26 protein-coding genes are annotated in these 24556 nt (G+C 69.0%); 14 read left to right on the top strand and 12 right to left on the bottom strand.

Annotation, left to right across the window (positions count from 1 at the left end; translation table 11 throughout):
- Positions 1–15 precede the first annotated feature (15 nt).
- Positions 16–1014, bottom strand: coding sequence for a VOC family protein (locus BM004_RS22245; protein ID WP_093216766.1), 999 nt, complete (start codon positions 1012–1014; stop codon positions 16–18).
- Positions 1015–1172: 158 nt separating this feature from the next.
- Here BM004_RS22245 and BM004_RS22240 point away from each other — a divergent pair, with 158 nt between their 5' ends.
- The 4 genes from BM004_RS22240 (at position 1173) to BM004_RS22225 (ending at position 4900) form a co-directional block, all read left to right on the top strand.
- Positions 1173–1841, top strand: coding sequence for a GntR family transcriptional regulator (locus BM004_RS22240; RefSeq protein WP_177206566.1), 669 nt, complete (start codon positions 1173–1175; stop codon positions 1839–1841).
- A gap of 140 nt (positions 1842–1981) precedes the next feature.
- Complete coding sequence (locus BM004_RS22235; RefSeq protein ID WP_093216761.1) at positions 1982–3130, top strand: DSD1 family PLP-dependent enzyme; 1149 nt, start codon at positions 1982–1984, stop codon at positions 3128–3130.
- A 206-nt stretch (positions 3131–3336) separates the two neighbouring features.
- Positions 3337–4608, top strand: a complete 1272-nt coding sequence (locus BM004_RS22230) for an acyl-CoA dehydrogenase family protein (protein WP_093216758.1) — start codon at positions 3337–3339, stop codon at positions 4606–4608.
- A gap of 76 nt (positions 4609–4684) precedes the next feature.
- Entirely contained in the window at positions 4685–4900 is a 216-nt protein-coding gene (locus BM004_RS22225; protein WP_093122949.1) for a hypothetical protein, read from the top strand.
- Positions 4901–4948: 48 nt separating this feature from the next.
- Here BM004_RS22225 and BM004_RS22220 read toward each other — a convergent pair whose 3' ends face one another.
- Both BM004_RS22220 and BM004_RS22215 read right to left on the bottom strand, forming a co-directional pair.
- The gene (locus tag BM004_RS22220) at positions 4949–5263 is read right to left on the bottom strand and encodes a hypothetical protein (RefSeq protein ID WP_093122952.1); all 315 of its coding nucleotides are present in this window, start codon (positions 5261–5263) and stop codon (positions 4949–4951) included.
- A gap of 434 nt (positions 5264–5697) precedes the next feature.
- Entirely contained in the window at positions 5698–6525 is an 828-nt protein-coding gene (locus BM004_RS22215) for a crotonase/enoyl-CoA hydratase family protein (protein WP_093122955.1), read from the bottom strand.
- A 111-nt stretch (positions 6526–6636) separates the two neighbouring features.
- Here BM004_RS22215 and BM004_RS22210 point away from each other — a divergent pair, with 111 nt between their 5' ends.
- Positions 6637–8514, top strand: coding sequence for a PhoX family protein (locus BM004_RS22210; protein ID WP_093216756.1), 1878 nt, complete (start codon positions 6637–6639; stop codon positions 8512–8514).
- Between the two features lie 44 nt (positions 8515–8558).
- Positions 8559–8957, top strand: coding sequence for a DUF488 domain-containing protein (locus BM004_RS22205; RefSeq protein ID WP_093216753.1), 399 nt, complete (start codon positions 8559–8561; stop codon positions 8955–8957).
- 22 nt (positions 8958–8979) lie between these two features.
- On the opposite strand, the gene BM004_RS22200 is transcribed toward BM004_RS22205, so the two are convergent.
- On the bottom strand, positions 8980–9588 hold the full coding sequence (locus tag BM004_RS22200) for a glutathione S-transferase (RefSeq protein ID WP_093216751.1): 609 nt from the start codon (positions 9586–9588) through the stop codon (positions 8980–8982).
- A gap of 135 nt (positions 9589–9723) precedes the next feature.
- Here BM004_RS22200 and BM004_RS22195 point away from each other — a divergent pair, with 135 nt between their 5' ends.
- The gene (locus tag BM004_RS22195) at positions 9724–10182 is read left to right on the top strand and encodes an Lrp/AsnC family transcriptional regulator (RefSeq protein ID WP_093122965.1); all 459 of its coding nucleotides are present in this window, start codon (positions 9724–9726) and stop codon (positions 10180–10182) included.
- Between the two features lie 27 nt (positions 10183–10209).
- Here BM004_RS22195 and BM004_RS22190 read toward each other — a convergent pair whose 3' ends face one another.
- Positions 10210–11112, bottom strand: coding sequence for an SDR family oxidoreductase (locus tag BM004_RS22190; protein WP_093216748.1), 903 nt, complete (start codon positions 11110–11112; stop codon positions 10210–10212).
- A gap of 146 nt (positions 11113–11258) precedes the next feature.
- Between BM004_RS22190 and BM004_RS22185 the strand changes: the two genes are divergently transcribed.
- Positions 11259–12158 carry a CoA transferase gene (locus BM004_RS22185; protein WP_093216746.1) on the top strand — a complete coding sequence of 300 codons (900 nt, stop codon included), beginning with the start codon at positions 11259–11261 and terminating at the stop codon, positions 12156–12158.
- A gap of 44 nt (positions 12159–12202) precedes the next feature.
- Here the strand turns inward: BM004_RS22185 and BM004_RS22180 are convergent, their stop codons facing one another.
- Positions 12203–13177: a hypothetical protein gene (locus BM004_RS22180; RefSeq protein WP_093122973.1), complete on the bottom strand. Its 975-nt coding sequence runs from the start codon at positions 13175–13177 to the stop codon at positions 12203–12205.
- 137 nt (positions 13178–13314) lie between these two features.
- Between BM004_RS22180 and BM004_RS22175 the strand changes: the two genes are divergently transcribed.
- Both BM004_RS22175 and BM004_RS22170 read left to right on the top strand, forming a co-directional pair.
- Positions 13315–13695, top strand: a complete 381-nt coding sequence (locus BM004_RS22175) for a tautomerase family protein (RefSeq protein WP_093216744.1) — start codon at positions 13315–13317, stop codon at positions 13693–13695.
- 32 nt (positions 13696–13727) lie between these two features.
- Complete coding sequence (locus BM004_RS22170) at positions 13728–14447, top strand: DUF1294 domain-containing protein (protein WP_093216742.1); 720 nt, start codon at positions 13728–13730, stop codon at positions 14445–14447.
- Positions 14448–14459: 12 nt separating this feature from the next.
- On the opposite strand, the gene BM004_RS22165 is transcribed toward BM004_RS22170, so the two are convergent.
- Positions 14460–16883 (bottom strand): YgiQ family radical SAM protein, encoded by a 2424-nt coding sequence (locus BM004_RS22165; protein ID WP_093216740.1) that lies wholly within the window; start codon positions 16881–16883, stop codon positions 14460–14462.
- 141 nt (positions 16884–17024) lie between these two features.
- Here BM004_RS22165 and BM004_RS22160 point away from each other — a divergent pair, with 141 nt between their 5' ends.
- The gene (locus BM004_RS22160) at positions 17025–17981 is read left to right on the top strand and encodes a bifunctional helix-turn-helix transcriptional regulator/GNAT family N-acetyltransferase (RefSeq protein WP_093216737.1); all 957 of its coding nucleotides are present in this window, start codon (positions 17025–17027) and stop codon (positions 17979–17981) included.
- A gap of 137 nt (positions 17982–18118) precedes the next feature.
- Here the strand turns inward: BM004_RS22160 and BM004_RS22155 are convergent, their stop codons facing one another.
- The 4 genes from BM004_RS22155 to BM004_RS22140 form a co-directional block, all read right to left on the bottom strand.
- On the bottom strand, positions 18119–18901 hold the full coding sequence (locus tag BM004_RS22155) for a 3-hydroxybutyrate dehydrogenase (protein WP_093122986.1): 783 nt from the start codon (positions 18899–18901) through the stop codon (positions 18119–18121).
- Between the two features lie 58 nt (positions 18902–18959).
- The gene (locus tag BM004_RS22150; RefSeq protein WP_093216865.1) at positions 18960–19709 is read right to left on the bottom strand and encodes an acetoacetate decarboxylase; all 750 of its coding nucleotides are present in this window, start codon (positions 19707–19709) and stop codon (positions 18960–18962) included.
- A 69-nt stretch (positions 19710–19778) separates the two neighbouring features.
- Positions 19779–20984, bottom strand: a complete 1206-nt coding sequence (locus BM004_RS22145; RefSeq protein WP_093216734.1) for a patatin-like phospholipase family protein — start codon at positions 20982–20984, stop codon at positions 19779–19781.
- 97 nt (positions 20985–21081) lie between these two features.
- On the bottom strand, positions 21082–21531 hold the full coding sequence (locus BM004_RS22140) for a CHRD domain-containing protein (RefSeq protein WP_093216732.1): 450 nt from the start codon (positions 21529–21531) through the stop codon (positions 21082–21084).
- Between the two features lie 129 nt (positions 21532–21660).
- Between BM004_RS22140 and BM004_RS22135 the strand changes: the two genes are divergently transcribed.
- Entirely contained in the window at positions 21661–22212 is a 552-nt protein-coding gene (locus BM004_RS22135) for a DUF924 family protein (RefSeq protein WP_093216862.1), read from the top strand.
- Positions 22213–22248: 36 nt separating this feature from the next.
- On the opposite strand, the gene BM004_RS22130 is transcribed toward BM004_RS22135, so the two are convergent.
- On the bottom strand, positions 22249–23172 hold the full coding sequence (locus tag BM004_RS22130; RefSeq protein ID WP_177206564.1) for a YihY/virulence factor BrkB family protein: 924 nt from the start codon (positions 23170–23172) through the stop codon (positions 22249–22251).
- A gap of 102 nt (positions 23173–23274) precedes the next feature.
- Here BM004_RS22130 and BM004_RS22125 point away from each other — a divergent pair, with 102 nt between their 5' ends.
- Both BM004_RS22125 and BM004_RS22120 read left to right on the top strand, forming a co-directional pair.
- Complete coding sequence (locus tag BM004_RS22125) at positions 23275–23952, top strand: chromate transporter (protein WP_256219983.1); 678 nt, start codon at positions 23275–23277, stop codon at positions 23950–23952.
- Entirely contained in the window at positions 23949–24548 is a 600-nt protein-coding gene (locus BM004_RS22120; protein WP_093122999.1) for a chromate transporter, read from the top strand. The genes BM004_RS22125 and BM004_RS22120 overlap by 4 nt, the downstream gene beginning before the upstream one ends.
- Positions 24549–24556: the final 8 nt, after the last annotated feature.

Genomic DNA, 24556 nt, shown 5'->3' with positions numbered 1-24556 from the left:
AAGAAAAAATCGGCCTCAGGCCTTGGCTTGCGCCTCGACCTCGACCTCGAAATTGGTGACGAAGTCTTCGGGCACCTTGGGGCCCCAGGCGTAGAAGGAGTCCTCGGGCGGGTGGTCTGCACTGGCCCAGTCGAAGTCGCCGGGCACGAAGTCCATGTCGCAGGAGTACTCCGAGTAGCTGCCCCACGGGTCGCGCACGTAGTGGAAGTAGTTGGAGCCCAGCACGTGGCGCCCCACGCCCCAGCCGCGCACGTGGCCGGCGGCGTACATCTGCTCCATGCCGCGGCCGACCTCGTCGATGTTGGCCACGTCCCAGCTCAGGTGGTGCAGGCCCGGGCCGTTGGACTTCGCCATGGCGATCAGGTGGTGGTCGCTGCCGTGCACGCCGTGCATGAAGACGATGAGGTCGCCCGAGCGGTCGGTGATGCGCAGGCCCAGCGCGTCTTCGTAGAAGCGCACGGCCTCGGGCACCTTGGCGCAGAACATCAGGATGTGCGAGAGCCGGCGCGGATGCACCTTGGGAATGCGCGCGCGGTTGGGCGAGGCGCCGGTGCCCACGGGGGGGCGCGGCGCCACGACGGGCTCGCTGCCCGCGTCGGGCGCGCTCTTGGCGGCCACCACGATCTGCACCGGAAAGCCGTCGGGGTGCAGCACCCACAAGCCGTTGCCGTCGCCGAGCGCGTGCGGCGAGCAGCGCGGCACGCCCAGGCGCTCGATGCGCGCGGCAATGGCGTCGAAGTCTTCCGCGAAGCAGGCGAAGCGCAGGTACTGCAGCTTCTTCTTCACGCCGCCCTGGCCCTGACCTTTGTAGAGCGAACCCCAGGCATGCGGATGGCCCACGGTGTACAGGTCGAGCCGGTCGCCCTCCCGCTTCGGTTCGAGCCCGAAGGCCTCGTAGAAGCGCGCGGCCTCGTCGAGGTCGGGCACGGTGAAGACGAAGGCATCGAGCGAATGGACGCTGTGCAGCGCCGCGCGATGCGGATCTTTTCGGGTGCGAAGCTGGGTCTCGGCCATGTCGTGTGTCTCCAATCGGCTATCCACGTTCGAACAAATAATATATTCTTTTGTTGTTAGTCTATTGTTCGCCGGTTTATCCATCATTAGGGTTAACAAGTAACATCAGCCGTTTTTCGCGGTGAGACGGGAGTGCAATGAACGAAAAAACAAAAGGCATGAGCCAGACGCGCCAGGTGTTCACGGAGCTGCGCACGGCCATCGTGGGCGGGCGGCTGCTGCCGGGGTCGAAGCTCAACATCGCCGCGCTGGCCGAGGAACTGGACGTGAGCGCCGGCGCGGTGCGAGAAGGCCTGGCCATGCTGGAGGCCGAGGCGCTGGTGGTGTCGGAGCCGGCGCGCGGTTTTCGCGTGAGCCCGATTTCGCAGACCGACCTCGAGGACCTGGTGAAGGCACGCATCGAGATCGAGAAGCTGTGCCTGGCCGAGGCCATCCGCCACGGCGACCTGGCCTGGGAAGGCAGCGTGGTGTCGGCGCACCACCGCCTGTCGCGGCTGGCCGAGCGCGACGCGGCCATGCCCACGGTGCTGAGCACCGAATGGACCGACAGCCATGCGGAGTTCCACAACGCGCTGGTCGCGGGTTGCCCCAACGGCTGGCTGCTGCGCATGCACCAGATGCTGTACCAGCAGAGCGAGCGCTACCGGCAGCTGTCGGCGCCGCTGTCGAAGGAGTCGCGCGACGTGGGCGCCGAGCACCAGGCGCTGCTGGACGCGGTGCTCAACCGCGACATCCTGGCCGCGCAGACCTTGATTGCGGAGCACCTGCGGACCACCGGGCGGCTCCTGATGGCTTCGCTGAAGGCGAATCCGCCGGCCGAGCGCTGAGCGTTGCCGTGGGGCCCGCGGCGGGGCCATTTGGGAAACTACGAGGGTCTGTCGAACATTTCGATGCGATCATCTCGCGCGATTTCGTTCCTGCATCGCCTCACCCCAGGCCCACCCTCCCCCACAAAGGCTTTTTCCCGATGCCCCAAGACCTGCAGCAAGTCAACGCGCCACTGATCGGCGTTCCCGGCGGCCGCCACCTGCTCGACACGCCCGCCCTGCTGATCGACCTGCCCGCCATGGCGCGCAACATCGAACGCATGGCGGCCTTTGCCAAGGCGCGCGGCATCAACCTGCGCCCGCACGTGAAGACGCACAAGTCGGTCGAGATCGCGCGGCGCCAGGTGGCCGCCGGCGCCATCGGCGTGAGCTGCGTGACGATGGGCGAGGCCGAGGTGATGGTGCAAGGCGGCATTCCGGGCGTGCTCATCACCTCGCCGGCGGTCACGCCGAGCAAGATCGCGCGGCTCATCAAGCTGGCGCAGCGCGCGCGCCCCGGCGACGTGATGGTGGTGGTCGACAACCCGCAGAACGTGGCCGAGCTGGCGCGCGCCGCCAGCCAGCTCACGCACCCGCTGGACGTGCTGGTCGACTACGGCGCGGGCTACAACCGCACCGGCGCCGCCACGCAGGCCAAGGTGCTCGAGCTTGCGGCGCTGGTGGCGGCCGAGCCGCGCCTGCGGCTGCGCGGGCTGCAGTCGTACGCGGGCAACCTGCAGCACATCGTGGCGCGCGACGAGCGCCGCGCCGCGGCGGCCGGGCTGCGCGAGACGGTGGCGGGCATCGTGGCGGCGGCGCGCCGGCAGGGCCTGAACTTCGACATCGTGACGGGCGCGGGCACCGGCACGCACGACCTCGACACGCAGGAGAACGCGTTCACCGAGCTGCAGGCCGGCTCGTATGTGTTCATGGACGCCGAGTACACGAACGTGCTGGCCAGCGGCGGCCAGCCCTCGCCCTTCGAGGTCTCGCTGTTCGTGCAGACGGCGGTGGTCAGCACCAACGCCGCCGACTGGGTCACGGTGGACGGCGGCACCAAGTGCTTCTCGACCGACAGCGGCGTGCCGCTGGTGGCCAAGGGCGCGGACACGGCGAGCCGCTACGCCTTCTTCGGCGACGAGCACGGCAAGCTGATGCCCGTGCAGGGCAGCCGCCCCGCACTGGGCGCGCGCGTGGAGTTCGTGACGCCGCATTGCGATCCGACCGTGAACCTGCACGACGCGTACCACGTGGTCGAGGGCGGCACGCTGGTGGCGATCTGGCCGGTGGACGCGCGCGGCAAGCGTTGAATGGGCTGCACGCGTGGACCGCGCGGACTGCGTGGACTGCGCTGAACGCGCAGGTTCGCACGCACCGGTGCCGCCGGTGCTCCTCGCGCACGGCATAAGAAAACGCGAAAAGCGTATTTCACAAAAGCGGGAGCGCGGGGGACAGTCAGCGCCTGTCTGTGCCTGTCCCTCTTCTTTCAGCGCGCGTTCCGACGCCGCCCCGCCCCATGTCATCCATCCAAGAAACGACGCGCCCCGCGGCGCATGTCGCGGGCGTTCACGCGCCCTCCTCGCAACAGCTCTTCGAGCGTTTTCGCCCCGTGTTCCAGCGCATCGCCGAGCATGCGACGCGCCGCGAGATCGAACGCGAGCTGGCCTACGAACCCGTGGCCTGGCTCAACGCCGAGCGCTTCGGCGCGCTGCGCGTGCCGCTCGCGCACGGCGGCATCGGCGCCTCGGTCGAGCAGCTGTACGACCTGCTGATCGAGCTCGGCGAGGCCGACTCCAACCTGCCGCAGATCTTGCGCGCGCACTTCGGCTTCATCGAGCGGCTGCTCGCCGAGATCGACCCCGCGCTGCACGGCCCGTGGATGCGGCTGGCCGCCGAAGGCGTGGTGTTCGGCAACGCCACCACCGAGCTGGGCGACGGCTCGCTCACCACCATGCAGACCACGCTCAAGCGTGACGATGCCGCCGAAGGCGATGCGTGGCGGCTCGACGGCGACAAGTACTACAGCACCGGCACGCTGTACGCCGACTGGATCTCGGTGTCGGCCCAGCGCCTGAACGACGACGGCAGCAGCGAGCGCGTGATCGCGCTGGTGCCCGCGGAGGCACAGGGCGTGGAGCGCGTGGACGACTGGGCCGGCTTCGGCCAGCGGCTGACCGCCTCGGGCACCACGCGCTTTCGCAACGTGCGGGTGAAGGCCGAGAACGTGCTGCTCTACGTGCGCGACCAGCCCACGCCGCTGACCGCGCACTTCCAGCTCACGCACCTGGCCACGCTGGCGGGCATTGCGCGCGCCATCGTGCGCGACGCGGTGGCCTTCGTGCAGCCGCGCAAGCGCGTCTACAGCCACGGCAGCGGCAGCACGCCGCGCGAGGATCCGCTGGTGCAGCAGGTCATCGGGCAGCTCGCGAGCACGGCGTTCATCGCGGCGTCGACGGTGCAGGCGGTGGCGCGCGGGCTGGGCGACATCGACCGCTACCGCGCACGCGGCGAAGCGGCACCGGAAAGCCTGTTGTTCGAAGTGGAACTGAACACCGCCAAGGCGCAGGCCGGCATCGTCGACGCGGTGCTGCAGGCAGGCACGCGGCTGTTCGACATCGGCGGCGCGTCGGCGCTGCAGGAAGACCGCCGGCTCGACCGGCACTGGCGCAATGCGCGCACGCTGGCGTCGCACAACCCGACGATCTACAAGGGCCGCGTGGTGGGCGACCACCTGCTGAACGGGGCGAAGCCGACCTTCTACTGGGCGGTGGGCGCGATCGCGTCCTGAAGCTGCGGGCGGCCGACAGGCCGGGCGGGAGCGGAGCGCTTAAAGTCGCGGGTCTTCCGACCGGACCTCTACTTTCATGCGCCGACTGCTGCTCGCCCTCGTTCCCTTCGCCATCGCCGCCTGTGCCGTTCCCCTGACGGGCGTGCTGCGGCTCAACGACGGCATCTTCCGCGCGGCCAGCCCGCAGGAGGCCGAGGCGTATTGCCGCAAGGACGGGAACCCGATCCGCTTCCTGGAACAGTCCGATGCGCCCACCACACCGGGCAGCGGCGTGCTGTTCAGGTGCGATTGAGCCTGTTGAGCCTGGGCGGTTGAACCTGCCCGCCGGCGTGGCGCGCGCTCAGACGCGCGGCAGTGCGGCCAGAAACGTGGACACGACGATGGCTGCGGCGCGATCGAGCTGCAGGATGTCCGCCACGTCGAAAGCGTGCGGCGCCGTGCGTCCGCTCGCGCCGAGCGGCTTGCGGATCTCGACAAGGACTTCGGCCGCGAGCTCGCGGTCGCTGCGTGGCGCACCGTCGGCGTCCATCACCCACTCGTCGACCTGGTCGAACGGAATGCTGCGAAAGACCCCGACGATGGGGATGTACTTGTAGCGATCCTCGCCCACCAGGATGGGCACGCTGAGGTTACAAAAAAACGTGGTGGTCGACATGCAGGATCGCCGTCGCGAAACGAAAGCATCCAATTGTTGATGAGTGCGGCTTCAGGAGCCATCCTCCCCAGGTGTCATCGGAGAGGAAGACGTGACGTTCTGCACACAAATTGTCTCCAAACTCATGGATCTTCCCCATAAAACAACTACTTTATTCTTACACAACAACATCCAAAAAGCACTTTGAATCGTTTTGGATGTTGCAGACGGGTGCAATTCGCCCGGACACGGGGAAGCCGGCGCGCACCGGCGCCTTGGCTTAAAAGAGACAGACAGGAGGCGAGATTGCGCGGAATCCGGCGTCAGCGGACCGCAGGATTACCCGGAAACGTCGGCCCGCCGCCACACGCGGCGACACGCGGCGACATGCGGCTACGCGCGGGCGCACGCGGCCACACAGGGCCACAGGGCCACAGGGCCGAGCCGGAAAAACCTCAGGCCGGCGCCGAAAAACGGGGCGCGCGGCGCTCCATGTTGGCCTTCACGGCCTCGGCCTGGTTCGCGCTGCCGATCAGCGCCTTCTGCTCCACCGACTCGGCCATGAGCAGTTCGGCCGCCGTTTGAGAGGCCGAGCCGTTGAGCAGCCGCTTGCCCGCGCGGATGGCGTCGGGGCTCTTCTGGGCGATGTCGTGCGCCATCTGCAGGGCCTCGGCCAGCGGGTCGGCGCACACGCGGGTGGCAAAGCCGATCTGCAACGCCTCCTCGCCCGAGAAGATGCGGCCCGTGTAGGTGAGCTCGCGCACCACGTCGTCACGGGCCAGCTCGCGCATGAGCACCATGCCGGCCATGTCGGGCACCAGGCCCCACTTGATCTCCATGACCGACATGCGCGTGTCCGGCGCCACCAGGCGGATGTCCGCACCCAGCGCCACCTGCAGGCCGCCGCCGAAGGCCACGCCGTGCACCGCGGCAATCACCGGCACCGGCACTTCGCGCCAGACCATGGCGACCTGCTGCGCCGCGTTCGAGATGCCGTGCGTGCGCGCGACCAGGTCGGCGCCCGCCGCGCCCTCGCCCAGCACGCCGGAGCCGGCGCCTTCCTGCATGCGCTGGAACGAGGCCATGTCGAGCCCCGCGCAAAAGGCCTTGCCGCGGCCCGCGATGACCACGGCGCGCACGGTCTTGTCGTCGCGCAGCGCCTCGCCGGCGGCAATGAGCGCGTCGAACATCGCGGGGTCGAGCGCGTTCATCTTGTCGGCGCGGGCGAGCTGCAGTTCCACCACGCCGTCGGCATGGCGGATCGATTCGATGCGGTCGTTCATTCGGTGTCTCCTGGGCGGGGTCGTGGCGTTGTTCGCGGCAGTATCGCGCGCGGCGGCGCTGGGCGATGATCGCGGCTGTCGCCTACACAACACCGCTCGAGCCTCTTCGCCATGCCTTTGGACCGCCGCCAGTTTCTTCTTCAATCGGGTTCGGCCGCGGCCGTGGTGGCGCTGTTCGGCCAGGGCTGCGCAGCGCCGGCGTCGGTGCCCGCCGGGCAAGGCCAGGCGCTCGGCTTCACGGGCGTGCCGGCCTCGCTGCGCGACGGCGTGGTGATTCCGCCCGAATACGAATGGCAGTTGCTCTACCCCTGGGGCACGCCCACCGGCGTGGCGGGCCGCATGCCGGCCTTTGCGCCGGACGCTGGCAACAGCGCGGAAGACCAGGCCGTGCAGGCCGGCATGCACCATGACGGCATGCACTTCTTCGCGCTGGACGCAAGCGGCGAGCGCGGCCTGCTGGTCATGAACCACGAATACACCGACGAGGAGCTGCTGCACACTGACGGCATCAAGCCCTCCGGCTGGACCGCCGAGAAGGTGCGCAAGTCGCTGCACGCGATGGGCGTCTCGGTCATCGAGATCCGCCGCACGCCCGAAGGCTGGCAGCAGGTGCAGCCCTCCCCGTTCGCGCGGCGCGTGCACGGCCACACGCCCATGCGCATCTCGGGCCCGGCCGCTGGCACGCCGCGCATGCGCACCGCGGCCAACCCGGCGGGCGACGCGGTGTTCGGCACCTTCGCCAACTGCGCCATGGGCGTGACGCCCTGGGGCACGTACCTGAGCTGCGAGGAGAACTTCCACGGCTACTTCGGCGGCCCGAAGGAGGCCGCACAGGCCGTAACAGCCGCGCAGCGCCGCTACGGCACGGTGGCGGGCTCGCAGTGGGTCGAGTACTGGCGCTTCGACGAGCGCTTCGACCTGAGCCGCCACCCCAACGAGCCGCACCGCTTCGGCTGGGTGGTCGAGATCGACCCGTTCGATCCCAGCGCCACGCCCGTCAAGCGCACCGCGCTGGGCCGCAAGCGCCAGGAGAGCGCGACCTGCACCGTCGCGAAGGACGGGCGGCTGGTGGTCTACATGGGCGACGACTCGCGCTTCGAATACATCTACAAGTTCGTGAGCCGCGACAAGGTGCACCCCGGCACCGACGCCGCCGCGCGCGCCGCCAACCGCCACCTGCTGGACGAGGGCACGCTCCACGTGGCGCGCTACGACGCGGGCGGCCGCGGCCGCTGGCTGCCCCTGGTGCACGGCCGCGACGGGCTCGACGCGGCCGCCGGCTTCGAGGACCAGGCGGACGTGCTGATCCACGCGCGCCTGGCGGGCGACGTCGTCGGCGGCACGAAGATGGACCGGCCCGAGTGGATCGCGGTGCACCCGCAGACGGGCGAGGTGTACGTCACGCTCACCAACAACAGCCAGCGCGGCGACGCGGGCAAGCCCGGCACCGACGCGGCCAATCCGCGCGCGAACAATTTCTTCGGCGGCATCCTGCGCTGGCGCGAGGACGCAGGGGACGCCGCGGCCACCGGCTTCGGCTGGGACCATTTCGCCATGGCCGGCGACCCGGCGCAGCCCGGCAGCGGCGCGCGCTACCCGTCCGCCGACGCCGACATGTTCGGCGCGCCGGACGGCCTGCATTTCGACCGCGGCGGCCTGCTGTGGATCCAGACCGACATGAGCGGCCAGGTCATCGGCCGGCCGCCCTACACCTCGCTGGGCAACAACCAGATGCTGTGCGCCGACCCGGCGTCGCGGCGCATCAAGCGCTTTCTCACCGGGCCCAACGGTTGCGAGATCACGGGCTGCGTGGTCACGCCCGACCGGCGCACGCTGTTCGTGAACATCCAGCACCCGGGCGAGGCGCGCGACGACGGCGACGGCGGGCACAACAGCGCCTGGCCCGACGCCGGCGCGCCGGGCAGCGCGCGGCCGCGCTCCGCCACGCTGGCGATCAGGCGGCGCGACGGCGGCATCGTCGGCACCTGAACCGCACGCAAGAACGCGTTCGAAGAAAGAGAAAGGCAGACCCCATGAGCATCCGCATCGTCCGCCTCGGCACGCCCCGCGCACCCGGCGAAGGCCTGCGCGTGGGCACCGTGCGCCGCCCGCCGCGCGGCGTGCCGAAGACCGAGTTCGCCTCGCAGGACTGGTACGACGTGTGGTACCCGAACCTGGCGCCCTCGGTCGAGGCGATGAAGGAGGCGCAGGAAGCGCAGAAGACGCAATCGGCCACGCAGTGGAACGCCTTCGTGCGCAAGTTCAAGTCGGAGATGGCCGAGCCCGACGCGAGCCGCAGCCTCGACCTGCTGGCCGCGCTGTCGCATGGCGCGGCGCTGGCGGTCGGCTGCTACTGCGAGGACGAGTCCCGCTGCCACCGCTCGGTGCTGCGCAGCCTGCTGGCCGAGCGCGGCGCGAAGATCGCGGACTGACCAGGCGATCGGCGAATGCCGCTCAGACCATCGGCGCGCCGACGAACACCGGCAGGCGCTCCGCCTTCGCCGAGTACGCCGCCAGCGCGGGATGGTCGGCCGGCGAGATGGCGTCGGGCGCCATCAGTTGCGTGAAGGCCCAGGCCACGGCGGTCGATACGCCGGCCTGCGTCATCGTCTTTTCGTCGGCCGCCAGCGGCGCGGCGACGACCTCTTGCTCGAGTGCCGAACAGGCCGAGGCAAGCTGGCCGCGCACGCGGTCCAGCCACGGCGGGTGGCGCTTGTCGGCCGGGCGCAGGTTGTGCTCGTAGGCGATCTGCACGGTCTTCTCGCAGGCCGCCAGCGCGAGCCCCGTGAGGCGCAGCGCGCGCAGCCGTTCGGTGCGGTCGGCCGGCATCAGGCTGCGTCCGCTCAGCGCTTCGGCGTAGTCGATGATCAGCGTCGAGTCCATCAGCACATGGCCGTCGTCGCAGACCAGCGTGGGCGCCTTCACCACCGGGTTGATGGCGCGGAACTGCTCGAAGGTGCTGAACACCGAGAGCGAGCGGTGCTCGAAGGGAACGCCGAGCAGGCGCAGCGAAATGGCGGTGCGCCGCACGAAGGGTGAATCGAGCATGCCGACGAGTTGCATTGGCTGTTTCTCCGGAAGATGGGCGCCCACGATAGCGGCCGCGCGGCGCGCGCTGAAGTGCAATCCATCGAAAATCGCGGCCGCAAACCGATCAACCATCGGCCCTGAAGGCCCTGACAGCCCTGCCTGCGCACCATGAACATCGACAAGAAAGACCGCCTGATCCTCGAAGCGCTGCAGACCGATGCGCGCCAGAGCCTGGCCGCCATCGGCAAGCGCATCGGCCTGTCGCAGCCGGCCATGAGCGAGCGCGTGCGCAAGCTCGAGGAGGCCGGCGTGATCGAGGGCTACGGCGCGCGCGTGAACCTGCGCGCGCTGGGCGTGGGCCTGCAGGCCATCATCCGCATCGACACCACGCACGCGGGCATCGCCAGGTACCTGAAGCTGTTCGAGGCCATGCCCGAGGTGCTGAGCGCCGACCGCGTGACCGGCGAAGACTGCTTCTTCGTGCGCTGCGCGATCCCCGAGCCCTCGGACCTGGAGCGCGTGGTGGACGCGCTGGCGGTCGACGGCGCGGTGACCACGTCGCTGGTGTTGTCGAGCCCCGTGAACAAGCACGTCACGGTACACGCGGCGAAGGCTCCAAAGAAGTAGCCGCAGGCCCGCGACAGCCCGGCCCGGTCAGCGCTGCGCCTTGTCCTTCTGGTTCTGCGCCTCGATGCGTTCGCGCGCGGCCAGCCAGTCGGCGTCGCTCCACTGGCGCAGTTCGTAGAAGTTGCCGCCGGTGGCCAGCGCGTTGCCGCCGTCCATCATGATGCTCTGGCCCGTGAGCCAGTCGCACTGGCCCGGCGCCATCAGGAAGGCCGCGAGGTTCTGCAGCTCGCTCATGCGGCCGGTGCGCGCCATCGGGTTGTTCAGCTTGCTGCGCGCGCCGGGCTCCTCGCCGGGGTTCAGGCGCTTGCTCATGCCTTCGGTGGGAATCTCGCCGGGGCCCACCGCATTCAGGCGGATGCCGTGGCGCGCCCACTCGACCGCGAGCGACTTGGTCATCACGTCGATGCCGGCCTTGCTCATGGCCGAGGGCACCACGTAGGGGCTGCCGTTGTCGACCCAGGTGGTGATGATGCTCATGACACTGCGAAACGCGTCGCCGCCCTTCCACTCGCCCGCCTTCGACTGCGCGACCCAGCGCTTGCCCACCGCCTGCGTCACGTAGAAGCTGCCGTGGAACACGATGTTGGCGACGGCGTCGAAAGCGCGCGGCGACAGGTTCTCGGTGGGCGAGACGAAGTTGCCCGCCGCGTTGTTGACCAGGCCCGTGAGGCCGCCGCCCTGGAACAGGCTCTCGACCATCTCGTCGACCTGCTGCGCGATGCGGATGTCGACGCCGAAGGTGTCGATGCGCCGCTCCGGAAACTGCTGGCGCCACTCGGCGGCCGTTTCTTCGCAGACCGCCTGGCGCCGCCCGCAGATGGCAACGTCGGCGCCCAGGCCCAGGAAGCGCTCGGCCATCGCGCGGCCCAGGCCGGTGCCGCCGCCGGTCACGAGGATGCGCTGGCCGCGCATCAGGGAAGTGTCGAACATGGGGTGTCTCCTTGTCTGTGCGGGCAGCGCCAAGGTGGTGGCTGCCACCGGCGCATGCTACGCGCGCGGCGCCCCGGCGGCTTGCGGGAACTGGCTTCGCGCCGCGGGGCAGAATGTTCGAAACAAGTTCCCAGGAGACCAGACCCATGCCGAGTTCCGCCAGCCCAGCAACCGCCGCAAACGCTGTCGACGACCAAGCCGCGCCGCTCGAGGGCGTGCGCGTCGTGAGCCTCGCACTCAACCTGCCCGGCCCCGCCGCGCTGCTGCGCTGCCGCGCGATGGGCGCCACCTGCCTCAAGCTCGAGCCGCCGGGCGGCGACCCGATGGCGCTGTACAACCGGCCCGCCTACGCCGCGCTGCACGAGGGCGTCGAGGTTCGCGCGGTCGACCTCAAGAGCGACGCCGGCCAGCAGCAACTGCACGCCGAGCTCGCGACCACCGACGTGCTGCTCACCTCCTTCCGCCCTTCCGCGCTCGACAAGCTGCGGCTCGACTGGGCCACGTTGCATGCGCGCTACCCGTCGCTGTCGCAGGTCGCCATCGTCGGCGCGCCGGGCGCGCGCGCCGAGGAGCCGGGCCACGACCTGACCTACCTCGCCGAAAGCGGCCTCGTCACCGGCACCGACCTGCCGCCGACGCTGTACGCCGACATGGGCGGCGCGCTGCTCGCGAGCGAAGCGGTGCTGAAGGCCGTGCTGCTGCAGTCGCGCAAGGCGGGCGGCGTGTACCTCGAGGTGGCGCTGAACGCGTCGGCCGACTGGCTCGCCCTGCCCCGCACCTGGGGCCTGACGCAGCCCGCGGGCGCGGTGGGCGGCGCGCATGCCGGCTACCGCGTGTACCCGTGCGCCGACGGCCGCGTGGCCGTGGCCGCGCTGGAGCCGCATTTCGCGGCGCGCCTGTGCGAGGCGGCCGAGCTCGCATCGCGCGACATGATGGCGCCCGCCACGCACCAGGCGCTGGCCGCATGGATCGCGGCCCGCACGCGCGCCGAGCTCGACGCCATGGCACGCGAACGCGACGTGCCGCTGCTCACGCTGGCCGATTGATCGCACCGAGGGGTTGATCGCGCCGGTGGCGACCGGGCGCGGCGCTACCTGGTGGCGCTGTTGCGCTGCTTGTCTTCGCGCTTGAGCGCCAGGTAGGTGTCGAGGTCGACCTCGTGCAGCTGCCGCGGGTACTGCTCGGCCCCGGCGAACCAGCGGCGCTGCCGGCGCTCGGCCTGGTCCGCGCCCGGCGCGGCCAGGTAGGCGTCCAGCGTCAGGAAGTAGCGCATCGCGTTGCGCTCGACCAGCCCGCGCAGGCCGCGGATGTAGTCGGGCTGGCCTTCCGGTGTCTTGCCCATCACGGTGAAGCCCACCTTGTCGCTGCCGAAGGTGGCCAGGTAGGCCATGGTGCCCAGCCGCACCATCGCGTTGTGGTCGTAGCTGTAGCTGAAGTGCAGGAAGCTCTTGCGCTCGTCGAGCGCCACGGCCTCCAGCGTGACGCGGTAGTTGCTGGTGCCCAGCGGCCCGCTCTCCGCGGTCAGCTCGACCGACAGGTGCTCGGGCGTGGCGCTGGCCACGCGGTAGGCGAAGGGCAGCTCGAAGGCATCGTCCAGCGGCTTGTCGTAGCGCCGCACCACGTACAGCGTGAGCGTCTCGCGGCCCTGCGCGCCGCCGGCCACCACGCAGCGCCGGTTGTTGATGTGCAGCGTCAGCACGTCGCACCAGTGGGCCGAGCCTTTGAGCGTGGCGCTGATTTCGGAGAGCGGATGCTCGACCACCGCGTACACGTCGCCCTGCAGGCCGTCGGGCGTTTCCATGGAATCGAGCTGCACGGGCCGCCCGAAACTGCTGTGGTCGAGCCTGGCGCTCAGCCGCTGGTGGGTGGCGCGCAGCGCCTGGGCGGCGGAGGTCGAGGGGGCGGATGCAGCCGGGACCGGTGTTGGTGTCGATATGGGTGCTGGCGCGGGCGGTGCGGCGGCACCGTCCGCCGGCGCGGCCAGCCCCTGCACCGAGGCCGCGAGCAGCAACGCGCCCGCCAGGATGCGCGTCCATGAAACCGACGGATGGGGCGAACTGCTCATGGGACCACACGATACAACGGAGCGCCCTGCCCGTGGTGCCGGTCGGTCGGCTCGCGCCTGCTGCGCCGCACCAGCGCGAGAACGCCCCGTCGCTTATCTTTCGCAGGCGCGCCATTGCAGCAAACCAAGGAACACCCATGCCACTCGTTCGAATCGACATTTCCAGCGACAGCCCCGAAAGCCTGGGCCACGCCATCGGCGACCTCGTGTACCAGGCCATGCGCGACACCATCAACGTGCCGGAAGACGACAAGTTCCAGATCGTCACGCGGCACGACGTGCGCGAGCTGGTGCGCCCGGCAAGCTACCTCGGCATCGCGTATTCGCCGGGCCTGGTGATGCTCCAGGTCACGCTGAACCACGGGCGCTCGGTCGAGCTGAAGAAGGCGTTCTACCGGCGCGTGGCCGACGACCTGCACGGCCAGCTGGGCATCCGGCGCGAGGACGTATTCATCAACCTCGTCGAGGTGGCCAAGGAGAACTGGTCGTTCGGCAACGGGGAAATGCAGTACGCCTAGCCCAGCCTAGCCCAGCGGCGAGAATCCCGCCGATGAAACGCCAGGGCACGCTCGTTCGATGGGAAAAAGACCGGGGCTTCGGCTTCATCCGCTGCGCGGAGATTTCCGCCGACGTGTTCGTGCACCTGCGCGACTTCGCCGACCGCGGCAGCACGCCGCAGGTCGGCATGAAGCTGACGTTCGAGGAGATCCACGTGGGCGGCAAGGGGCCGCGCGCCGTGGCGGTGCAGGCCGTGGGCGCAGCGCGCCAGGCGGAAGCGCCGCAGCAGCGTCGGCAGCGGCGCATTGCCGCGGCGCCTCGCCAGCGGCCCGTTCGCGCGAGCGGTAGTCGGGGTGGCGGCGGTAACCGCGGGGGCGGTAGCGGCGGCCGGGACGCCTCGTTCCCGCAAGCGATGGTGCTGCTGCTCGCCGTGTATGCCGCCCTGCTCGGCTACGGCGTGTGGACGGCGCGCCTGCCGGCCATCGCGCTCGGCGTGTTGCTGCTGCTGAGCCTGCTGACCTTCTTCGCCTACGGCTTCGACAAGAACGCCGCCGAGGCGGGCCGCTGGCGCACGCCGGAGAACACGCTGCACATGCTCTCTCTGGTCGGAGGATGGCCGGGCGCCTGGGCGGCGCAGCGGCTGTTCCGCCACAAGGTGCGCAAGGCGAGCTTCATGGCGGCTTACTGGGCGACGGTGCTGGCCCACATGGCGGCCGTGGGCGCCTGGGTGGGCAAGCTGCTGCCAGCGGACCTGCTGGCGTTCGCTTCTTGAGGTGCCGAGGCCTCAGCGCGGCTTGCGGATACTGCCGCGCACGGGGCCGGCGGCCTTGCGCGATGCCGGTGCCGAACCGTTGTCGCGCGGCGGCAGGCCGGTGTGCTGCGTGAGGATGCGGCCCTTCGACGGCTTCACCGGCGTCAGCTTGACGGGCGCGGCCTTGGCGGCCGGCGCAACCGTCGAGTTCTTGCGCCGCGCGCTGGTGTAGCCACCGTCGGTCAGCGGCTGCCACGTCGGAATGAGGTGGTGCTTGCCGTTGCCGATCAGGTCGGCGCGGCCCATGCTCTTCAGTGCCTCGCGCAGCAGCGGCCAGTTGTTGGCGTCGTGGTAGCGCAGGAAGGCCTTGTGCAGGCGGCGGCGCTTGTCGCCGCGCACGATGTCCACCGTCTCGCTCTCGCGCGTGATCTTGCGCAGCGGGTTCTTGTTGGTGTGGTACATCGTCGTGGCCGTGGCCATCGGGCTCGGGTAGAAGGTCTGCACCTGGTCGGCGCGGAAACCGTTCTTCTTGAGCCAGATCGCGAGGTTCATCATGTCCTCGTCGCTGGTGCCCGGGTGCGCGGCAATGAAGTACGGAATGAGGTACTGCTTCTTGCCCGCCTCGGCCGAGAACTTCTCGAACATCTGCTTGAACTTGTCATAGCTGCCGATGCCCGGCTTCATCATCTTGGTGAGCGGGCCCTGCTCGGTGTGCTCGGGCGCGATCTTCAGGTAGCCTCCCACGTGGTGCTGCACCAGCTCCTTCACGTACTCGGGCGACTGCACGGCCAGGTCGTAGCGCAGGCCGGAGCTGATCAGGATCTTCTTGATGCCCTTCAGCGCACGCGCCCGGCGGTAGATCTTGATGAGCGGGTCGTGGCTGGTGTTCAGGTTCGGGCAGATGCCCGGATACACGCAGCTGGGCTTGCGGCAGGCCGACTCGATCTCGGGCGACTTGCAGCCCACGCGGTACATGTTGGCCGTGGGGCCACCCAGGTCGGAGATGGTGCCGGTGAAGCCCTTCACCGAGTCGCGGATGGCCTCGACCTCCTTGATGATCGAGTCCTCCGAGCGGCTCTGGATGATGCGGCCCTCGTGCTCGGTGATCGAGCAGAAGGTGCAGCCACCGAAGCAGCCGCGCATGATGTTCACGCTGAAGCGGATCATTTCCCACGCGGGGATCTTGGTGGCGCCGTCGTGGCCGCCGTTCTCGTCGGCATAGCTCGGGTGCGGGCTGCGCGCGTACGGCAGGTCGAACACGTGGTCCATCTCTGCCGTGGTCAGCGGAATGGGCGGCGGGTTGATCCACACGTCGCGCGCCGTGGCGCCCTCGCCGTGCGCCTGCACCAGCGCGCGGGCGTTGCCGGGGTTGGTTTCGAGGTGCAGCACGCGGTTGGCGTGCGCGTAGAGCACCGGGTCGCTGCGCACCTGCTCGTACGACGGCAGGCGGATGACCGAATGGTCGCGTGGCGGCACCTTGATCTTCGCGCGCGAAACCAGGGCCGGGTTGGGCACGAAGGTCAGCGGCTTGATGGCGGGGTTGACCACCGAGCCGGCGGCAAAGCCGGCCACAGCGCCCGCAGTGGCGCCAGCGGATTCAGCGGCCTTGGCCACCGCTTCGGCCTCGTCTTCCTTCGCGCAGGTGGCGCCGTTGGCCTTGGCCTGCTCCGACACCATGAGGTACGGGTTGACGTGCGCCTCGACGCGGCCGGGCTCGTCGACGCTGGTGGAGTTGATCTCGAACCAGCCCTCGGGCGTTTCGCGCCGCACATAGGCGGTGCCGCGCACGTCGGTGATCTGCTGCACCGGCTCCTTGGCAGCCAGGCGGTGCGCGATCTCGACGATGGCGCGCTCGGCGTTGCCGTACAGCAGCAGGTCGCACTTCGAGTCGACCACCACGGAGCGGCGCACCTTGTCCGACCAGTAGTCGTAGTGCGCGATCCGGCGCAGCGAGCCTTCGATGCCGCCGAGGATGATCGGCACGTCGTTCCAGGCTTCCTTGCAGCGCTGCGAATACACGATGGCCGCGCGGTCGGGGCGCGAGCCGCCCACGTCGCCGGGCGTGTAGGCGTCGTCGCTGCGGATCTTTCGGTCCGCCGTGTAGCGGTTGATCATCGAATCCATGTTGCCGGCGGTCACGCCGAAGAACAGGTTCGGCTTGCCCAGCGCCTTGAAGGGCTCGGCGCTCTGCCAATCGGGCTGCGCGATGATGCCCACGCGGAAGCCCTGCGCCTCGAGCATGCGGCCGATCACCGACATGCCGAAGCTGGGGTGGTCGACGTAGGCGTCGCCCGTGACCACGATGATGTCGCAGCTGTCCCAGCCGAGCGCTTCCATTTCCTTGCGCGAGGTCGGCAGGAACTTGGCCGTGCCGAAGCGGGCGGCCCAGTACTTGCGGTAGCTGGTCAGCGGCTTGGCGGCACGAGCGAAAAAGGAGACGTCGACGGGGGCGTTCATCGGTGGGAGTTGACAGCGCCATGCCGGCGCCGTTGTGGGCAACCCTCGATTTTAGGGTTTTCCACCATCCCTGTCGCGACAAACATCCTGTGACCGCACGCGCAGCAGGACTTCAATTGATTGCCAAAGTCAAATAACTTGATGACAATGGCAACCATGTTCACGCCCATGCCCCCCGTCGACCCCGCCGCCGTCAAGGCGATCCGGCAGTTCAACCGCTTCTACACGAGCCGCATCGGGGCGCTCGACCCCTACCTTGGCAGCCCCATGTCGCTGACCGATGTGCGCGTGCTCTACGAGCTGGCGCACCGCGAGACGGCGGTTGCCAGCGAGATCGGGCGCGACCTCGGGCTCGACGCGGGCTACATGAGCCGCATCCTGCGGCGCTTCGAAACCGAAGGCTGGCTCACGCGCGAGCCGCACCCGCGCGACGCGCGCCAGAGTGTGCTGCGCCTGACCGGATCCGGCCATGCCGCATTTGCGCCGCTGCAACAGAAATCGCGCGAGGAAGCCGCCGCGCTGCTCGCCCCGCTCGCGCCGGCGCAGCGCGAGCAGCTGGTGCAGGCCATGGGCACGATGCAGTCGCTGCTCGACCCCGAAGCGCCGCCGGCCAGGCCCCAGGCCGCGGTGCTGCGCGACCCGGCGCCCGGCGACATCGGCTGGGTGGTGCAGCAGCACGGCGAGATCTATGCGCGCGAATACGGCTGGAACAGCCAGTTCGAGGCGCTGGTGGCCGGCATTGCGAGCGAGTTCCTGCTCAAGTTCCAGCCCGAATGGGAGCGTTGCTGGATCGCCGAGCTCAACGGCGAACGGGTCGGCGCGATCTTCGTGGTGCGCAAGTCGGCCACGGTGGCGCAGCTGCGCATGCTGATCCTGGCGTCCGGTGCGCGCGGGCTGGGCCTGGGCGGCAAGCTGGTGGACGAATGCATCGCCTTCGCGCGCCTGAAGGGCTACAAGAAGATGGTGCTGTGGACCAACAGCTGCCTGCTGGCCGCGCGCGGCATCTATGCCAAGCGGGGCTTCAAGCTGATGGAGTCGCAGCCGCACGAGGGCTACGGCAAGTCGCTTGTGGGGGAGACGTGGGAGCTGAAGCTGTAGCCGGCGCCTGGCTCCTTCCCCCTTTGGGGGAAGGTTGGGATGGGGGCGGCGCCCAACGAGCGTCCGCGTGGGGTCGAGGCCGTCGTGCCCCCACCCTTGCCCTCCCCCCGGAGGGGAGGGAGAAAAACCAGAGACCGTTACTGCATGAACCAGCCGTGGCTCACCACCAGCGACTGGCCCGTCAGCGCGTTCGTCGGGAAGCCCGCGAACAGCAGCGCCACGCGCGCCACGTCTTCCGTGGTGGTGAACTCGCCGTCGACGGTTTCCTTCAGCATCACGTTCTTGATGACTTCCTCTTCGCTGATGCCCAGCGTCTTGGCCTGCTCGGGAATCTGCTTCTCGACCAGCGGCGTGCGCACGAAGCCCGGGCAGATCACGTTGGCGCGCACGCCGTGCTTGGCGCCTTCCTTGGCCACGGTCTTGGCCAGCCCGATCAGGCCGTGCTTGGCCGTCACGTAAGGCGCCTTCAGCAGCGACGCTTCCTTCGAATGCACCGAGCCCATGTAGATCACGCTGCCGCCGCGGCCCTGCGCGTACATGTGCTTCAGGCAGGCCTTGGTGGTGAGGAAGGCGCCGTCCAGGTGAATGGCGAGCATCTTCTTCCAGTCGGCGAAGCTGAACTCTTCCACCGGGTGCACGATCTGGATGCCGGCGTTGCTGATCAGGATGTCGATGCCGCCGAAGGCCGCGGCGCCCTCTTCCACCGAGGCATTGACCTGGTCTTCGTTCGTCACGTCCACCGCCACGCCGATGGCTTGCGCGCCCGTGGCCTTGAGCTCGGCCGCGGTGGCGTCGGCGGCTTCCTTGTTCAGGTCGGCAATGATGATCTTCGCGCCTTCCTGCGCGAACAGGATGGCGATCTCCTTGCCGATGCCGCTGGCCGAGCCTGTGATGTAGGCGACCTTGTCCTTGAGTTGCATGGTGATGTTCCTTGGGTGAGGGTTGGGTGAAAGTCAGGGTGAATGGAGGCCGCGGGAATCAGGCGAGGTAGTCGTGCTCGACGGTGCCCAGCGCCAGCGTCATGTCGGCGATGTAGTGCACCGCCGATTCGACCTTCAGCACCGGCAGGTCGGCCACCGGCGCCAGCGCATGCGGATGCAGCTCGAGCGATGCCGGTCCGCCCCACGCGCCATGCAGCGTCACGTCGACCATGTGATAGCGCACCAGCTCGCAGATGCGCGCCGTGCCGTCGACGTGCGGAATGATCTTCAGCAGGAAGTTGGCCTGCGCGATGCCCGCGAGGATGGGCTCGGGGTCGAGCGCGCGGTGCTTGAAGCCCATGGTGGCCTTGGCCACGCGCACCTTGCCGTAGTCGAGCGTGCCGACCACCACGTCGGTCTCGTAGTCGAGCACCGGCGAGGCCAGCTTCTTCGGAAAGCCCCAGAGCTCGCGCCCGCCGGCAATGGGTGGATGGTCGTTGAGGTACATCGCGTGCACGTACGCGCCCTTCTCCACGCCCTTGGCGGTGCGCAGCTGCACCGGAATGACCTGGCCCGACTCGGTGTAGTCGCCGAAGCCGGTGGAGTCGGGCATGCGGATGAATTCGTACTTCACGAGCGGCTCGACGACTTCGAGCGGCTCGGGCACCACGGCGCGCAGGGCGTCCATGTCGGTGCGGTAGGTGACGATGAGAAATTCGCGCCGCACGAACCGGTACGGGCCGGGCGGAAACGCGGGACTGGTCAGCGGCATCGCGAATGCCGTTCGGCGCACATCTTCAATGTTCATGAACATTTCCTCCTGTTGAAGTGACGACCCAGTCTGGCGCTGGTTTCTTAGTCGAAGCTGAATCCCCGGCTACCGGGACAGCCCCGGCCGCTTGACGCGCCCCGAGCCATGCTCGCCAAGGTCGAAGGTGGTCACGCCGTTCACGGTGGCATCGGCGCGCAGCGTCTCCGGATGCGCGAGCGTCACGCGCATGTCGCGCGCGCCCGAGTCCCAGTGCTCTTCCACCGCGGCGCGCGAGAACTCGTAGTCTTTCGATTCGAGTTCATAGGGCTTGTCGCGGTAGATCAGGTGAAAGATGTCGATGGGCTCGTGCGTGAGCTGCGATTGCACCGCGAGCACGCTCGGGTCGTTGCGCAGGCTGGCCGGCAGCTTGGTGATGAGGTCGGCAATGGCCTGCTGCAGGTTCATGTTGGCGGCCAGGGCGTCGGTGTTCGCGCGGGTGCGACTCGAGTAGGTGATGTCCTTCTGCCGCTCCAGCACGCCCGCCATGGTGCGCGGCATTTCGCCGCGCGCGTTGAACAGGTCGACCTGCAGCACCACCAGCGGCTCGTTGCGCGGGTGCATGTCCAGCACGTACTGCAGCGGCGTGTTCGACACGATGCCGCCGTCCCAGTAGTCGTCGCCGTCGATGCTGATGGGCGCGAAGCCCGGCGGCAGCGCGCCGCTGGCCATGATGTGCTCGGGGCCGATGCGCTGGCGCGTGTTGTCGAAGTACACCGAGTTGCCGGTGCGCACGTTCACCGCGCCCACGCTGAAGCGGGCCTCGCACGCGTTGATGCGGTCGAAGTCCACGAGCCGTTCAAGCGTGGCCTTCAGCGCCGAGGTGTCGTAGTAGCTCAGCAGCGGCGCGGCGCCGCCCATGAGAAAGGCCGGCGAGTAACGCGGTTCGAAGAAGCCCGGAATGCCCACCAGAGAGGCCATCGTCGCGCTGTACTGGTTCTGCGTGGCGCGGTCGCCCATCCAGGAAGGCAGGCGCTGCGATGGACCGGAAGACACCAGGTGCCAGAACTCGCGCAGCCGGTCGACCCGGTGCTCGCGCGCGTTGCCCGCGATCAATGCCGCGTTGATGGCACCGATGGACACACCGGCAATCCAGTGCGGCTCGAGCTCGGTCTCGCTGAGTGCGGCATACACGCCGGCCTGGTAAGCGCCAAGCGCGCCTCCACCCTGCAGCACCAGTGCCTTGCGGGCACTGCGCATGTCTTCGCGTCGCGAAGCAAAAGGGTTGAGGGGTTGGGCGGCGGCACGGGGTTTCTTCTTCGAAGGTGTCGTCATGCGTTCATTTGACACCAGCCGTGCGACATCCAACCTGACCAGGGAATTACCGGGCACCCGCAACCGCGCGGGCTCCCGGTACAAGGTCACACCGTGGTCACATCTTCGGCAGCATCTGTCCGCGGATCTCGCCGCCGGGGTTGGCGGCCGTGTGCACGTTGGCGTACCACTTGCCCGCGGACAGGTCGGCGGCCTGCGCCGGCGTGAGCGTGGCCTGGCCTTCGATCGGGCTCGCCGGGTTGGCGAAGGGCAGCACCACGCCGGCATTGGCGCCCGCGGCCGCGGGGCCGTGGAAGTGCGCCATGGTGGCCGGGCCACTCAGGCCGGTGTAGGTGATCTTGTACTTCAGCACGTTGGTGTCGCGGTTCAACCAGGCTTCGGCCATGCCGCTGCCGCGCGTCATGTTCGGCGGGACTTCGCTGGCCGCGTTCATCGCGCCGCTGAAGGTGGCGACGTTCGACTTCGACATCATTCCGCAGCCGACCAGCGCGGCACTGGCCACCCCGGTGATGAGGGCTGCGCGCAAAAAAGTGCCATATTTGGTCATGAGCTTGATCTCCTGAGTTGTGGAAGCGTCCACAGCATAGGCAGCGCGGCGAGAGTTGTCTTGTCGGCCATCGCCCCGACTTCGGCCCTCGGGCATGGGTGAAAACGCGTGCTGGAAGAGAATGCGCCGATGACCTCCCAAGCACTTGCGTCGGCCCGCGACGTCGTCGATTTCTGGCGCCAGGCCGGCCCCAAGCGCTGGTTCGCCAAGAACGACTCCTTCGACGCCGACTTCATCGCCCGCTTCGCGCAGGCCCACCAGGCGGCCGCCCGCGGTGAACTCGACCACTGGCTGGCCGACGCCGAAGGCACGCTCGCCCTCTTGGTGCTGCTCGACCAGTTCCCGCGCAACGCCTGGCGCAACAACCCGCACATGCTGGCCACCGACGGCAAGGCGCTCGCGGTGGCGAAGCAGGCCGTCGAGGCGGGCTTCGACCGGCAGCTGGAAGCGGTGCTGCGCCCCTTCTTCTACATGCCCTTCATGCACTCGGAGGTGCTGGCCGAGCAGGAACGCTCGGTGGCGCTCAATGCGGCGGTGGACGCCAACACGCAGCGCTTTGCCGTGATGCACCGCGACCTCGTGGCGCGCTTCGGGCGCTTTCCGCACCGCAACACGCTGCTGGGGCGCGAATCGAGCGCCGAGGAACAGAAGTACCTCGACGACGGCGGCTTCACGGGCTGACGGTTTCGCCGCCAGCCGCTCGGCCGGCCCCGGCGCTCAGCTGTCGTTCTCCGGCAGTGGCACCTCGCGCGTCGGCGAGGGGTTCAGGTCGGCGATGCCTTTCGTGTCCTTCATGGAACCGTAGGTGCGCGCATAGACCCAGGTGAACTCGGCCCCCAGCAGGAAGATCTGCGCCGAGTAGTAGACCCACACCAGCACCACCACCAGCGAGCCCGCCGCGCCGTAGCCCGAGGCCACGCTGCTCTTGCCGATGTACAGCCCGATGAGGTGCTTGCCCACGGTGAACAGCAGCGCCGTCACCGCCGCGCCCACCCACACGTCGCGCCACTGCACCCTGGCGCGCGGCATGATCTTGTAGATCATCGCGAAGATCACGGTGACCATCGCGAAGCTGAAGACGAAGTTCACCACCTGCGCCGTGGTCTCCCAGGCGCCGAACATCGGCGACCACCACTTGCCCAGCGCCGCCAGCGCCGCGCTGGCCACCAGCGACACCATCAGCAGGAAGCCGATGCCCATGATCATGCTGAACGACAGCAGGCGCACCCGCAGCATGTTGAACAGGCCCTTGTTCTTGATGCGCGCGGGCGCGCGCCAGATGCGGTCGAGCGCGTCCTGCAGCTCGCCGAAGACGGTGGTGGCGCCCACCACCAGCAGCCCGATGCCGACCACCGTGGCCACGATGCCCTCGGCCGGCTTGTTCACGGCCTGCAGCATGCCCTGCACCGCCGCCGCCCCCTGGTCGCCCATGAGGCCCGAGAGCTGCGCGAAGATCTCGCCGCGCGCGGCCTCCTGGCCGAACACCAGGCCCGCCACCGCGATCACGATCAGCAGCAGCGGCGCGATCGAGAACACCGTGTAGTAGGCCAGCGCCGCGCCCATGCTCGGCGCGTAGTCGTTCGACCAGGAGTTGAAGGCCCTTTGGCAGAGGTCGAAGAGTGCGCGCAGTTTCAAGAGCATGCTGAAGTGTTCCCTGTGCTGAAGTGTCGGTGCGGGGCCGGGCCGCATCTTGTCAGCGCGGCGCCCGGCACGTTGCAGGCCTGCCTACGATAATCGCATCACATGCACCCGTCTCCCCCTGCCACCGGCGCGGCGGCGCCGTCCCAGCCGCCCGATGCACCTGCCGCGCCCGCGGCAACCGCTGCGGCTGCCGCGCCTGCTGCGTCCAGTGCTCCCGACGCGCCTGCCGTTGCGCACCCGCAGTCGCCGCGCGACCTGTTCGTCTCGTTCACCTTTCTGGCACTGCAGGGCTTCGGCGGGGTCCTCGCCATCGTCCAGCGCGAGATGGTCGAGAAGAAGAAATGGCTCACCCCCGAGCAGTTCCTCGAAGACTGGGCCGTGGCCCAGGTCATGCCCGGGCCCAACGTGATCAACCTGGCCCTGATGATCGGCGACCGCTACTTCGGCCTGCGCGGCGCGGTGGCCGCGGTGGCGGGCATGCTGACCGTTCCGCTGGTGGTGATCCTGGCGCTGGCCGTGCTCTACGCCCACTACGCGGGCAACCCGCAGGTGGCCGCCGCGCTACGCGGCATGGGCGCCGTATCGGGCGGGCTGATTGCCGCGACCGGCATCAAGCTGGTGCCGCAACTGCGCAAGCACCCGCTGGGCTTTGCCACCTGCCTGGTCTTCATGGCGCTGGTGTTCCTGGCCATCGCGGTGTTCAAGATACCGCTGGGCTGGGTGCTGCTGGTGGTCGGCGGCGTCGCCTGCGCTTGGACCTGGAAGAGGATTCCCGCATGACCATCGCGATGCAATGGCACGACTGGCTGGCCCTGCTCGGGCAGTACATGCTGCTGTCGCTGCTGTCGATCAGCGGCGCCATCACCACGGTGCCCGACATGCACCGCTACCTGGTCGCCCAGCACGGCTGGCTCACCGACGCGCAGTTCAGTTCCTCGGTAGCCATTGCGCAGGCCGCGCCGGGGCCCAACGTGCTGTTCGTGGCACTGATGGGCTGGAACGTCGGGCTCAACGCGGGCGGCGGCATCGGCGCCGGGCCGGGCGCCTGGCTGCTCGGGCTCTTCGGCCTGCTGGTCACCATGGTGGGCATCATGCTGCCCAGCACCACCCTCACCTACTTCGCCACGCGCTGGGGCCACCGCAACCGCACGCGGCGCGGGGTGCGCGCCTTCAAGCAGGGCATGGCACCGGTGGTGGTGGGCCTGCTGATCGCCACCGGCTGGGTGCTGGCGGCGGGCAACCATGCCGGCGATGCGCCCGCATGGCACCTGTGGCTGCTCAGCGGCGTGGCCGCGCTGGTCGTCTGGCGCACGCGCATCCACCTGCTCTGGCTGCTCGGTGCCGGCGCGGTGCTCGGCGCCGTGGGCTTCGTCTAATCTTCAGT

Source organism: Variovorax sp. OK212, assembly GCF_900112425.1.
Lineage (GTDB): Bacteria > Pseudomonadota > Gammaproteobacteria > Burkholderiales > Burkholderiaceae_C > Variovorax.
The sequence above is the reverse complement of the archived record's forward strand: the minus strand, read 5'-3'. Positions and strand labels throughout refer to the sequence as shown.